10 protein-coding genes are annotated in these 13,064 nt (G+C 42.7%); 7 read left to right on the top strand and 3 right to left on the bottom strand.

Annotation, left to right across the window (positions count from 1 at the left end; translation table 11 throughout):
- Window positions 1-14: 14 nt before the first annotated feature.
- Entirely contained in the window at window positions 15-2,225 is a 2,211-nt protein-coding gene (locus ACR63T_RS01870; RefSeq protein WP_305899500.1) for a carboxy terminal-processing peptidase, read from the bottom strand.
- A gap of 418 nt (window positions 2,226-2,643) precedes the next feature.
- Here ACR63T_RS01870 and nagZ point away from each other — a divergent pair, with 418 nt between their 5' ends.
- Window positions 2,644-3,744, top strand: coding sequence for a beta-N-acetylhexosaminidase (gene nagZ / locus ACR63T_RS01865; protein ID WP_472784590.1), 1,101 nt, complete (start codon window positions 2,644-2,646; stop codon window positions 3,742-3,744).
- A 105-nt stretch (window positions 3,745-3,849) separates the two neighbouring features.
- Here nagZ and ACR63T_RS01860 read toward each other — a convergent pair whose 3' ends face one another.
- Both ACR63T_RS01860 and ACR63T_RS01855 read right to left on the bottom strand, forming a co-directional pair.
- On the bottom strand, window positions 3,850-5,499 hold the full coding sequence (locus ACR63T_RS01860; RefSeq protein WP_472784589.1) for an OmpA family protein: 1,650 nt from the start codon (window positions 5,497-5,499) through the stop codon (window positions 3,850-3,852).
- A gap of 377 nt (window positions 5,500-5,876) precedes the next feature.
- A complete protein-coding gene (locus tag ACR63T_RS01855) occupies window positions 5,877-7,562 on the bottom strand; it encodes a hypothetical protein (RefSeq protein ID WP_472784588.1) in 1,686 nt (561 codons plus the stop codon).
- Window positions 7,563-7,878: 316 nt separating this feature from the next.
- Here ACR63T_RS01855 and ACR63T_RS01850 point away from each other — a divergent pair, with 316 nt between their 5' ends.
- From ACR63T_RS01850 to ACR63T_RS01825, 6 genes are all read left to right on the top strand, one after another.
- Entirely contained in the window at window positions 7,879-8,487 is a 609-nt protein-coding gene (locus ACR63T_RS01850) for a rhomboid family intramembrane serine protease (RefSeq protein ID WP_472784587.1), read from the top strand.
- Between the two features lie 27 nt (window positions 8,488-8,514).
- A complete protein-coding gene (locus ACR63T_RS01845; protein WP_472784586.1) occupies window positions 8,515-9,477 on the top strand; it encodes a metallophosphoesterase in 963 nt (320 codons plus the stop codon).
- Window positions 9,478-9,580: 103 nt separating this feature from the next.
- Window positions 9,581-10,120, top strand: coding sequence for a 5-(carboxyamino)imidazole ribonucleotide mutase (gene purE, locus ACR63T_RS01840; RefSeq protein ID WP_472784585.1), 540 nt, complete (start codon window positions 9,581-9,583; stop codon window positions 10,118-10,120).
- Between the two features lie 143 nt (window positions 10,121-10,263).
- Window positions 10,264-11,682, top strand: a complete 1,419-nt coding sequence (locus tag ACR63T_RS01835) for a 5-(carboxyamino)imidazole ribonucleotide synthase (protein ID WP_472784584.1) — start codon at window positions 10,264-10,266, stop codon at window positions 11,680-11,682.
- Window positions 11,682-12,131, top strand: coding sequence for a YaiI/YqxD family protein (locus ACR63T_RS01830; RefSeq protein WP_201571385.1), 450 nt, complete (start codon window positions 11,682-11,684; stop codon window positions 12,129-12,131). Before ACR63T_RS01835 ends, ACR63T_RS01830 begins: the two co-directional genes overlap by 1 nt.
- 163 nt (window positions 12,132-12,294) lie before the next feature.
- A complete protein-coding gene (locus tag ACR63T_RS01825) occupies window positions 12,295-12,936 on the top strand; it encodes an NAD(P)H-binding protein (protein WP_305899492.1) in 642 nt (213 codons plus the stop codon).
- Window positions 12,937-13,064 lie beyond the last annotated feature (128 nt).

Genomic DNA, 13,064 nt, shown 5'->3' with positions numbered 1-13,064 from the left:
GACTGAAACTACTATTACAGCTTTTCTTCAGGGCTAATGGAAACTATTGGATCAGCACTTAGCATCAAATAAGCAGCTTCTGTTATATAGGTCTCGTTTTCAGGCAGCTGGGGACGCTCACTTTCTTTCATTTGACTACGCTCTTCAAACTTAGAGTCCATTGCGGCTTGATAAGTACTCCAATTAGCATAAGGACGCTCACCTGTCGCTTTAAGTCGCTTGTTTTCAGCCGCTAGCGTACGATCTTCGATAAGCTGCATTTTGGCACGGCGCTTATTGATATCTAGATCTACTGGCTTCTTCTCGTCGTCCATATCTCGTATATCATTCAGCGTCGATAAATAGACGAATTGTGGGTCTTGTTGCTGACGGATCTTCGACTGCTGATTCAGCGTCGCTAGAGTACTGGCGCTAAACTTTCCTTCAGGTTTGAAAGGGGCGGTCTTGATAGTATCCCAAGGCAGTGCTTTTTTCTGCGCACGCTCACCAAAAGTGGCGTCATCGTAGATATTTACTAGCTCAACATCAGGTACTACACCTTTGTTTTGGGTACTACCACCAGTAACTCGATAGAATTTGCGCTGAGTTAGCGTCGCTGAACCCAAAGCTAAACTATCTAATTGAATCTGCGCAGATCCTTTGCCCGTCGTGGTACTACCGACGACTAGTCCACGACCATAATCCTGAATCGCCGCTGCAAATATCTCACTAGCAGAGGCCGAAGCTAGATTGGTTAAGACGACCATCTTGCCATCATATAACTGCTTGCCACCGTCATCATCACGATAGACCTGAATATTACCGCGGTTGTCACGGATTTGGACTAAAGGTCCTTGCTTTATAAATAGCCCTAACATTTTTGCGACTTCATCTAATGAGCCACCTGGATCATTACGCAGATCAACCACTAAGCCGTCTATATTCTGTTTATTAAGCGCTTTGATCGCATTTTCAGTATCTATACTGACGCTGCGATAGTCTTCACCATTACGGCGCGCACGATAGTTTAAATAAAAGCTAGGTATCTCAAGTACGCCAATACGTTTAGGCGTGGCGTCAATATTAGGACGCTGCACCTCGATCACTCGCTGCGTCACGCCCGACTCTTCTTGCTGAATCACATCACGGACGATAGAGACGGTACGGGCACCCGCTTCAGGGGTGTTAGGCTGACGCACCTTAAGCACTACCGTAGTACCACGTTTACCACGGATCAGCGCCACAATCTCACGCGTTGACCACCCTACTACATCGGTCATAGTCTTGCCGTCTTGGGCCACACCGACGATTAGATCATTAGGCTTAATCTGACCGCCTTTAGCAGCAGGGCCGCCATCAACTAAGGTGACAATGCGTGTATAGTCAGGGTTTTTACGATCAGGACGGATAGAGACCCCAATACCCTCTAACTGTAAACTCGACTGAATCTGCAACTCATTGGCTTGGATAGGCGCGTAATAATTACTGTGCGGATCATAGGTCAGCATTGCAGTATTTAGTACTGTTTCCATAATCTCATCGTCTTTAAGACGCTTCATCTGACCCTGTTGACGCGAGAAACGATTGAGTAAAATCTCACTTGGTGTACGCTGATCATCGCGTATCAAGTCTTGTCCACGCGTAATATCTGGGTTGTCTAAGAATATTTTTTCTTTACTTTTCTCATCCTCTTGACCCAAAGTAATGCTCATCAGCTGAAACTTTAGCTGGCGCGCCCAATAATCGCGTTGCTCTTTTTTAGTCTTAAAATGCGCTAATTTTTCACGATCTAACACTATGGTCTCTTTGCTGGTCAGATCTATTTTAGTTTTAAGCATTTTGGTAGCCATCTCAAAATACTCATTTGAGCGTTTACGATAGCGCTCAAACACATCAACGCCTGCTGATAAGTCACCGCGCTTGAGACGATTGCCAAAATCACCGCCGTACTTTTGGGTAAACTCATCAACATCAGATTGCAGAAATAGCGTATGGTTAGGATCTAAGCTATCGATATACATAGCTAGTATCTCATTACCCATTTTAGTATCTAAGGGTTGATTGAGATAATGACTGCGATCAAGCAAGGCGGCAACCTGACGAGTGGTAATCTTTTGCTCAGGTGTTGGCACAAAACCTTCAGTATTGGTCTCTGCTAATGCAGTACCATAGCTTTGCGTCAATATTAGACCTGCGATACCAACAGATGCAGCGCTAAGTAACCATTGTGCGGGTTGTTTCTTCATTATATCTACCTAGTTATTTCAAATGAGGTATTGAGTTAAAAATAAATGGATCTATTTTTATAAAACTTTATAAAACAAAAACATATTCTAATATTTCAATGAGATAAGCATACACTAATCACAACCGTTTATTTATGATTACCTTAGGGTCTCTTTTATTGATTATACAAAACCTTTAGACTATTAAATTAGACCGCTAAATTAAAAAGCTGTGTACGATAATCAAGCATTTAATTTGGAGAAACTTTATTCAATATGGCTCAGTTAAAGGTGATGTTAGCATGTGTTTTAATTTGAAATTGTCTCAAAATGTATAATCAATCTTACACGCAATCTCTTTGTACACCAAACTTTTTGTTATTATTTTAAACCCTTATAAACCAAATGAAATGGTGCTTAGCACTTTAAGGACAAAGCCATGTACGGCATATTAATGATAGATATCGATAGCACAGGTTTGACAGCTGAAGATGTCAGTCTTATCAAACAAGCTCAGGTCGGTGGCGTTATTTTGTTTGCACGTAATATCGCCAATGCTGAGCAAGTACGTTATCTTTGTGATGATATACGTTACCATAATCCCGATATCTTGATAGGCGTTGATCAAGAAGGTGGTCGGGTTGCTCGCCTGCGTGAGGGGTTTAGTAAACTACCTGCTATGGGACAGTTGGGTAAACTCTTCGATCAACAGCCGAGTGATGCGCTAAGCTTGGCATATGACTGTGGCTACTTAATGGCGGCTGAAGTACTAGCCGTAGGCATCGATATCAGTTTTGCACCTGTGCTTGATCGCGATGGTATCAGTCAAGTGATCGGTGATCGCAGCTTTCATCAAGATCCTCAAGTTATAATAGCTTTGGCCACACAGTTGATGCGCGGCATAAAGGATGCAGGCATGGCAACGACAGGTAAGCATTTCCCAGGTCATGGCGCTATTGCCCCTGATTCGCATGTGGCAGAGGCTATCGATGAGCGTAGCCTACATGACATTATGGCGACTGATATTCAGCCCTTTGTGCAGACACTACCTTGGCTTGATGCCGTTATGCCAGCTCATGTTATTTTCTCACAAGTCGATGATAAGTCTGCTGGATTCTCTAAGATTTGGCTACAAGATATTTTGCGTGATCAGCTAAAGTTTGATGGGGTGATTTTCTCTGATGACCTATCTATGCAAGGCGCTCAGGCAGCTGGCGATATTAGCGCTCGTGTACAAGCGGCTATTGAAGCAGGCTGTGATATTGTATTGGTCTGTAATGATAGGGTTGCCGCGCATGAAGCTGCTGAGGCCGCCCAAGAGCTACCTTACCCTAGTCAAAAGCGTATCAAAACCATGTGTGGGAGAATACCTGTATGGCAAGGTAGTCTTGACGATACTTGCCTGCAGTTTGAGCATTGGCATCAAGCAAAGCTTGCAGTCACTGAAGCTTTTTTTAGTAAAAGTAGCGGTAAAAACGAATCAGCCGATTCAAAGCTTTTAGATAATAACGATGAGCAACGTGACCCCACTTGTTATTGATAAATACTAGGGCGTGTTATACAAAAAGACCGCATCTATAACAGATGCGGTCTTTTTAAATTGAAAATACTTTTAGATATTTATCTAAATATAGATCATCATAGATTACTGAGGATCTAATACAGTACCTTGCGTAAGATCATCACCATCTGGCAACACATCATCATTGTTATCATCTAGTGGGTTTAGATCAGGATCTGGCATATTGACATCCATACCAGTCGTTGCGTTATTGTTAAGTGATGTATTAGTTGCCATATCGCCACCATTACCAGCTGTGACTGCAACTCCATTACCATCTACACTTTCATCATATACAGTAAAGCCAATACGACGGTTACGGAAACGACCTTGCTCGGTTGAGTTATCCGCAATTGGATTGGACTCACCAGCACCTTTGGTAACTAGCTTGCTAGCATCGACGCCTTGTGATACCAAGTACTCTTTAACTGCTTGGGCACGTTGACGTGATAAGTCTAGATTGTAAGCATCTGATGCTAAGCTATCGGTATTACCTGTAATAGTCAATTGCACATCAGGCGTTTCAGTAATTAGCTTGGCAGCACGATCAAGGAACGGCTTATTGATATCTGGAATCATAGCTGCATCCAGCTCAAAATTGATAACTTGTATGCTAAGCGCTCGTGCTACATCACGGGGATCTGGATTTTCACCAAGACGACCAATAGCAACATCTGCAGCGGCTAAACTATTATCGATCTCACCCTGTAGATCTAGTGGACCTTCTGCACTTACCATCATGTTTGGCGCAGCTGCTTGCAAATCAGCAACCAATTGCTCAAGCGCTGCTGCATCTGGTGAGTTAACAATAATCTCATTACCTTTGACAATCATGCTAGCGTTTGGTGAGCTTTGGATAATGGGTAAAATATCCGCTAGTACTGCTGCTGCAGGCATATCTGCTGCAAAGCTATCATCAACATCGGCAACACATTTATCTGCTTCAGCGCCAAACGTCGTGCTCATAGCGCCCATAACTGTATTTTGTAGCGCTTCGTCGCCAACATTCATATTACAAGCGTACAAAGTATTGCCTTCACCCGTAGCGACACGTAATGATGCCAATTCGATATCACTAGCAACTGCTGCTACAGGCGCATCGCTCACTTGCTCTTCAGTTACGATAGGCGTCGCGACAGGCTCTGGATTATCTTGGCAGCCACGCAGTAATGCCCAAGCTAATGCACCTAAGATAATTAGACCTATAATAGGCAGTAGTGCTTTCATAAAGCTACCAGACTTTTCTTCTTCGTGTACCAATGGTGCCATGCTAGTGGTATCTGAGATACGCTCACCAGCAGGCGCTGCCATTAGCATACCAGCGGGAACGACACCTGCAGCCCAAGCAGGAATATGATGCTGATAGCTGGATAGATTGTCATTTAAGAACTGAGGTACAGGTGTTGTACCCGCCAAGCTTTTGATTTCATGATAGGCCAATGGAGCCGCCATAGCGATAAGGCCACGAGCCGCTGTAGGATCTACGTTATGACCACTTGAGAGCTCGTTAGAGATTTGATCTCGATGGCTACCATCTGTCCAAACACGATCATAAAATCCTTGATCGTCACGGGCAATATTCTCATTAGCAAAACGACCATAAGTCTCTTTATCTGCTAAACGTGCAGTAAATACCGCGTAAAACTGCTCAAGTAAGCTTTTTTTGGCAGGGTCGTTATCACTGCCTAGTACCGCTGGTGTCACCGTACGGGTTAAATGACCAATAATATCCATAGTATGTTTCCTCCAATTATAATTATCTTTCTAGAAATCTAAAACGATGTGCTACTTACTGCAAATAAATAAGAAGCTTAGCAAGTGTTTATCTTATTCTTTATTCAAAGTAAAATTATTCAAAATAAAATAATGCAAAGATTCAACACTTTATTTAACTTTTCTATTATAAATTCAATACTTTGAATATCACAATCAACTCGCTGTTGTGTAATTGCTACGATAAGTAATGTTTCAGTTGTTGCACGTAACTGTAGCGCTTATATTAAGCTAATGGATAACACAATGTAGACACAAGATAATTATTCCAATGGTAAAAATAACGATTTCTATTATTTTTGACCTATAATTTTTGGCAGATAATCTTTGTTCTATAGTTAGTTATTAAGATTTAAATTGTTATCGACAGGTCGTGCATTACGTAATGGCTCTGCTACGATTGAAGTATTGGCAAGATTATCAACCTCTGATTCTGATATGAGTCCTGATTGCTGACTTCGTTCACTAAAAGCGTTGTTTCTGATATTGGCATTGCTATTATTATTGCTATTAGCATAGTTAGGATTATTGACGTTGTTAGTATTGTTGAAATTGTCATTATTACTTGATGGTGCGGGCATTACCCTGTCATTGGTATCATCATCTGAGGATTGATAATTTGAATTGGGATCATTAGTATTGAATCCAGCACCGTTATCAAATTTGACATTAGAATTATTTAGATTATTAGCGCCGTTAGGGTTGTTAACATCATTTAGCAATGGCGTAGGATCGGTAGTAGTGATAGAAGTCGTTGGCAATAGACTACGCATATTGATTGCCAGTTGCTGCAATAGATTACTATCAGGTGCTTCCAGACGAATGCTGCTATCTAGTAGCTCTAGACGGGCAAAAGGGGTGGCGCGTACTAAGGTTAGAATCTCTGGTAAACTATTGATATTTACACTCGCCAAATCTGTGGCAATGTCCTGCTCTATGATGAATTCACAGATACTCGCCTGCTCGCCAAAGCTAGTAGTTAAAGCTTGGCGCAAACTATTTTGCAAATTGACATCGCCAATAGTCGCTGTACAAGTATATAAGCTGCCACTATTATCGACGGCTATGATCAGTTGAGCGGGCTTTAGTACAGCTGCGATAGGCGCTATATCCTCAATCACTATTGGCTCTATTATCACTGATTCGGCAGGCTGCATAAGCTTAGGCTGGATGACCAAAGACCATAACAAAGCCAAAGCCGCTAAAGCGATAATCAATAACAAGATAGGGATAAGCCAGTTACTAGGCGGCTTATTAGCGTGAGTGCTAGACAGGTTTTTAGAACTGGCATAGGCCGGAGAGCTATTAGCTGACGCATTGGTTGGTATAGCTTTATCATGGCTCTCATTACTGATGCCGTCATCTTTATCAATCGTTATGACTGGCATAGCCATAGTATTTTCTGTATCTGTATCTGTATCTGTGTCGTTGAGGATGCTTACGTCATTGAGACCATCGACCACTAGGGTTTCTTCTACAATAGCGACGACTGGTTCGTTGTTCTCTTGCGGATCGAGAGTTAAGGGGTTATTTCTGCCTAACTGTTTATCGTTATTTAACTTTTTATCATTATCTAATAAGGCTATTTGCTCAATTGGTGTGATAGGATTTGCTATAATCTCTGATGCCCATACAGGTAAATAGTGACGTATATCTGCTTGTTTGGACTGCAAAAACGCGGGTAAAAACTGGTCGTTGGCAAGCTCTTTGAGCTGTCCAAATCCTAAGTGAGCAGCATTCGTGATTAAATGCTCAGTTTCAAGCTCGTCAAGATGATGGGTTTGCGCCAGCTCGCTGATGATAAGCTCACGCTCACTAGGCTCAGTCCAAAACTGCTCAAACATATTATTATGCGTGGCAATCGATGCCTGATTGCGTTGCAATTGGTTATAGACATCCGCTATCGCTAGACGACTGACTAAGATCGCATAGAATTGCTCAAGTAAGCTGATAGAGGCAACGCTTGGATCATCCCCTACGATAGCAGGCGTAATCAAGGATTCTAGCTGGTCGATAATGGTCATAAATCTTGCCTTCTGCGATAACATTTTGAGAATGAAAATTATCAATATTTGATGAGTACGTAGGATATATTTGAGTATATAATTTATACTGCTGCCACTATCAAAATATCTTACAGTAAATAGTTAGGTTTGATAACTTATTGACTATAATTTGTATGGGTATGTAAGTTATATAGAGCTATAACGATGATTTAGCGTTAGACTTAGTGCTATCAAATTTGCTCATTGTTCTAAAATTCTATGCCAGCTACTGGGCTTTTGACAACTATAGGTTTTTGACAATATTACTGATTAGGCTTGGCCTAAGGATTACCCTTTGTTTGACCATACTACTCTTATCATTATTATTACGGTTATTGTGAGCTTGTTGGCTTGGCAAAACAAGGCACTGTTTAACCGTTTGATTTTTTATCCACCTGCAGTCAGTAAAGGTCAATGGGATCGTTTTGTTACCCATGGCTTTATTCATGCCGACAGTATGCACTTACTGTTTAATATGTTTACGTTATATTTCTTCGGTCGCGCTATCGAAGGATTATACAAGCCATTTTTAGCGGGTTATGGTTTTGTGGTTTTTTATGTACTGGCTATTATCGTAGCGATGATACCTAGCTATATTAAGCATAAAAACAGTGCCAGCTATCTCAGTCTTGGGGCTTCAGGCGGTGTATCAGCGGTATTATTCGCGTTTATTTTAATTGCGCCATGGGATATGATTTATCTGTTTGCCGTGATTCCTATCCCTGCCATTTTATTTGCTGTGGCTTATGTGGCTTACAGCATCTACGCCGACAGGCGCGGCGGTTCTAATATTAACCACATGGCACATTTATGGGGCGGCGCGTTTGGGGTTGTTGCTACTATCGCGCTACAACCACAGATTCTGCCTTATTTCATCAATGCGCTACTCTCACCTAGCTTTTAAATTGCGCTTAGCTTTAGACTTCAAATTATGATTATAGATGTTATCGGTGATATCCATGGCTATGCAGATAAGCTCACAGGCTTACTGATCCAATTGGGTTATGTGCACAACGGCACTTATTATGAGCCGCCTGCTAATCATCGGGCGTTATTTATTGGCGATCTTATTGACCGCGGCTCGCAGCAGCTAGCGGCACTTGAGATCGTATTTGCTATGCTTGATGCTAATGTAGCTGATGCGGTGATGGGCAATCATGAGTACAACGCGCTGGCTTTTGCTACCCTTGATCCTGATTCTAACTTTAGTTCTGACCATCCTAAGCAATATTTACGCAAACACAATCAGACTCATACCACGCAACACGAAGCTTTTTTGGCTGAAATACCTTTTGGCTCAGCGCTGCATAAGCATTGGCTGGCGCGTTTGTATGAGATTCCGTTATGGCTTGAGACTGACTATGCTTGCTTTGTACACGCCTGCTGGGATGTCGATAGTATGGCGATACTTCAGCCGATGTTGACGGCTGATAACTGCTTGACCGAGCAAGCATTAATTTTGACCTCACAAAAGCACAGCGAGCCGTTTGAGGCGCTAGAGCGAGTATTAAAAGGCGTCGAGACACCACTACCAGCAGGACTATCGATGATCGATAAAGAAGGCACAAAACGCACGCGGGTACGAGTGCGCTGGTGGCTTGATGATCTTAACAAACAAACCATCCATCAAATTGCGCGCGCTCCTAATTCGGGACTGGCACAAATCCCCAAAGATGCCCTAAGTGAAAATATTGATTTTGTATTAAGAACTTATAAGCCAGTATTTGTCGGTCACTACTGGATGACAGGCGAGCCTGCACCGCTGAGCGCGCAAGTTATCTGTACTGACTATTCGGCTGCCGTCGATAGTGGTTATTTGACTTGCTATCAGTTAGATACAGATCAGCCGCTACCTTTAACCGCTGACAACTTTGTCCAATATATTCATGATTAATTTTGTATGGCTAAAATAGTCAAAAATCGAACTGATTGTTAAAACTTGTCTTTACGCTACTAGCTAAATTTTTGTATGATGACCCTTTTGAGGATATTGCGTTATGAGCACTACTACATCACTTGGCCCTATTGAATCTCCTGCTGGCGCAGCAAAAGTAGGCATTATCATGGGCTCACAGTCTGACTGGGCAACAATGAGCGCGGCCGCCCAGCTGTTAGCAGATTTTGATATTGCCTTTGAATGTGAAGTGGTGTCAGCGCATCGCACCCCTGATAGATTATTTGATTATGCCAAAGGCGCCAAAGATAATGGCCTACAAGTTATCATCGCAGGTGCAGGTGGCGCCGCGCATCTTCCAGGAATGTGCGCCAGTCAAACGCCATTACCTGTGCTTGGTGTACCCGTAAAGTCCTCTATGCTTAGCGGTTGGGATAGTCTACTCTCTATAGTACAGATGCCAAAAGGCATTGCGGTTGGTACTCTAGCGATCGGTAGCGCTGGCGCTTATAATGCCGCGCTGCTTGCTATTCAGATACTAGCACTGCACGACAACTTGATTGCGGCGAAGCTGCATAATCTACGTAAAGACCAAACCGAGACTATTTTGGCCAGTCCAATACCTGGTATCATCAATAACTAATATTTACCTTAAAAAGCACAATTGAAAGGTGCCAATCGTGCACCTTTTGTTATTTTATCAAACTGATTTATACTAGGTTTTCACACTATTCCTGTTTTGCTAATTTCAGTATTCCAAACTCATTACTATTTTAAAGGCCTGATATGACTATAGCCAATGCTTATCCTACTACTCAAACGATTCACACTATCGGTATTTTAGGAGGTGGTCAGCTAGGAATGATGTTAGCCGAGGCGGCAATGCCTTTGGGCTATAAATGTGTGTTCTTAGAAGACAGCGCGGACTGCCCTGCCAGCCTATATGGTCGGGTTTATACCAGCGAGCAGTTAGAGGCGTTTATCGCTGCCGCTGACGTATTTACCTTAGAATTTGAGAATACGCCAACAGCGACGGTTGAGCGCTTAACCAAGTTATCCAAAGATAAGCATAAGCAAGGTATGTTTCCATCACTGATTGCCCTGGACGTTGCCCAAGACCGCCTAAAAGAAAAGCAGTTATTTAATGAGTTGGATATCGCCACAGTGCCTTTTGTGAGCGTAAGTTCGCTTGCAGATTTGCAACAAGCCAGTCAGACTTTGGGTCTGCCTATAGTGCTAAAAACCAGCCGTGGTGGTTACGATGGTAAAGGTCAATATGTCATCAAAGAGACCAGCGATATAAAGCTGGCTTGGCAAGCATTAGAAGACGCGGTCAGTGGTAAAGGTAGCCTGACATCGACACCTGCGCCACTAATTGCCGAGGGCTTTATTAATTTTAGCCGTGAAGTGTCTATCATAGCGGCACGCGCCCAAGACGGTAGCGTACGCTGCTATGATCTAGTCGAAAATTACCATCATCAGGGGGTCCTAGCCAAGACGCAAGCGCCTGCCGTCGGTACTAGCCATCTGTTTATCAAAGCACAAAAAACCATGACGATCTTGATGAATCATCTCGATTACGTTGGGGTTATGGCATTGGAGTTATTCGTTAGTAAAGACGAGCAAGGCTATGACCATCTGCTCGCTAATGAGATCGCTCCGCGCGTACATAACTCGGGTCACTGGAGTATTGAGGGCGCTATTACCAGTCAGTTTGAGAACCATATTCGCGCGGTAGTGGGCTTACCACTTGGCGATACCGACAATATCCATCCATCGATTATGGTTAATGTACTCGGCCGCTACCCTGACATTACAGCGGTAATGGCGATCGATGGGGCGCATTATCACAGCTATCACAAGGCTGAACGCCCTGATCGCAAGATTGCCCATATCACCTTGATGCCAAACGACGTGGCAGACTTAGAACCTGCTTTAGCTAAGCTAGTGACGAGCCTACCGAACAAAGTAGGACTAGATAAAAATACAACCGTATTGATGACTACCGATTCGGCAATGACAGCTGACGTGCAAGATGATATGTCTACCATCCGTATCTCTGAGAACAACACCTCTGATGACGCTAAAGCTACTGAAGAAGTTGCCGCTGAAACCGAAGTGTTAGCAGTTGCAGCCAAAATAGTAGCAGGCACTACCAAAAAGACTAGCGCTAATAAATCGGCAAATAATAAGGCGAAGAAATAATGCAGATTTGGGTGGATGCCGATTCAGTACCATTAATCGCTAAAGAGCTGATTATAAAAACCGCTGAGCGCACCCAAACGACAGCGATCTTCGTTGCCAATCAGCCTATCAAACTGCGTAAATCGCCACTACTAATCATGACCGTAGTGCCGTCAGGTTTTGATAAAGCTGATGACTATATCGCTGATAATATTCAAAGCGGTGATTTGGCTATTACCAGTGATATTCCACTAGCCAACGATATCTTAGATAAAGGCGGTAAAGTGCTGACCTCACGCGGCGTCATTTACGATCACAACAACATCAAGCAAAAGCTTAATATGCGCGACTTTATGGACACCATGCGCGGCACTGGCGTGTTAGAGCTACAAGAGATGAGCGGACAAAAGCCCTATGGCGACCGCGACAAAAAGGCTTTTGCGGATGGTCTGAATAAATTAGTCCGTTAACACCTTTTAAGCAAATTTAAAATCAAGTTTCACCTTGCAAAGAGTATACAGTCTGCAACCAAACCGCTGCTAATATCCACTTATCATAACTTACTATTGCTAGATTTTTTGTTATCGTATGCCTAACTTTTAATAACAACTGATAAAAACAATAGGAGAAATTATGAAAATTTTAGTCATAGGCGCAAGTGGTCGTGTTGGTAAAGATCTAGTCAGTAAACTGCTAGCAGATAACCATCAAGTTATCGGTACGACTCGTCAAGAGCAGCAGTTATTCGATGCCGATAACTATAGTCAGCTAGATTTAGATATTACCGCTAGCAAAGATGAGATTCAGCAGCAAATGCCTAATGATATCGATGCCGTGTATTTTGTGGCAGGTTCTGGCGGCAAAAAAGTGCTAGAAGTTGACTTACATGGTACGATCAAAACCATTCAAGCCGCGCAAGATAAAGGTATCAAGCGCTATATTATGCTCAGCACTGTATTCTCACTAGATACGAGCAAATGGGATAGTCCTGCGATTGCTGATCTAAAAGACTACTATATCGGTAAGCATTATGCCGATGCTTGGCTAGTCAACGATAGCACTTTAAACTACACCATTGTGCAAGCAGGTGCGTTAAAAGAGCGCGCGGGTACTGGCAAAATCACGGTCAATAGTGATAAAGCAGGTGAAAATGCGATTGAAGATGTGGCAGCGACACTAAAAGCAGTGTTAGAGGCTAATAGCGCTAGTAAAAAAGTATTCAATATGAAAAACGGCGACACCTCTATCGATGAGGCCATTGCTAATTTAGCGTAGCACTTGGCAACAGTGCATGGTTGCTTTTCTATAGCGTTATTTTACTAAGTCGAATAATATAAAACTTAAAGCGGATAAGCCCCTAAGCTTATCCGCTTTTTAATGACAATTATAAAATAGGCTAAGTG

The organism is Psychrobacter sp. M17(2026), assembly GCF_055699815.1.
Note: the sequence above shows the minus strand (reverse complement) of the source record. Positions and strands in the feature narration are given on the sequence as shown.

Coding starts and splice junctions, on each gene's coding strand:
- ACR63T_RS01870 (WP_305899500.1), bottom strand. CDS start 2,225: ATGAAGAAACAACCCGCACAATGGTTACTTAGCGCTGCATCTGTTGGT.
- nagZ (WP_472784590.1), top strand. CDS start 2,644: ATGTACGGCATATTAATGATAGATATCGATAGCACAGGTTTGACAGCT.
- ACR63T_RS01860 (WP_472784589.1), bottom strand. CDS start 5,499: ATGGATATTATTGGTCATTTAACCCGTACGGTGACACCAGCGGTACTA.
- ACR63T_RS01855 (WP_472784588.1), bottom strand. CDS start 7,562: ATGACCATTATCGACCAGCTAGAATCCTTGATTACGCCTGCTATCGTA.
- ACR63T_RS01845 (WP_472784586.1), top strand. CDS start 8,515: ATGATTATAGATGTTATCGGTGATATCCATGGCTATGCAGATAAGCTC.
- purE (WP_472784585.1), top strand. CDS start 9,581: ATGAGCACTACTACATCACTTGGCCCTATTGAATCTCCTGCTGGCGCA.
- ACR63T_RS01835 (WP_472784584.1), top strand. CDS start 10,264: ATGACTATAGCCAATGCTTATCCTACTACTCAAACGATTCACACTATC.
- ACR63T_RS01830 (WP_201571385.1), top strand. CDS start 11,682: ATGCAGATTTGGGTGGATGCCGATTCAGTACCATTAATCGCTAAAGAG.
- ACR63T_RS01825 (WP_305899492.1), top strand. CDS start 12,295: ATGAAAATTTTAGTCATAGGCGCAAGTGGTCGTGTTGGTAAAGATCTA.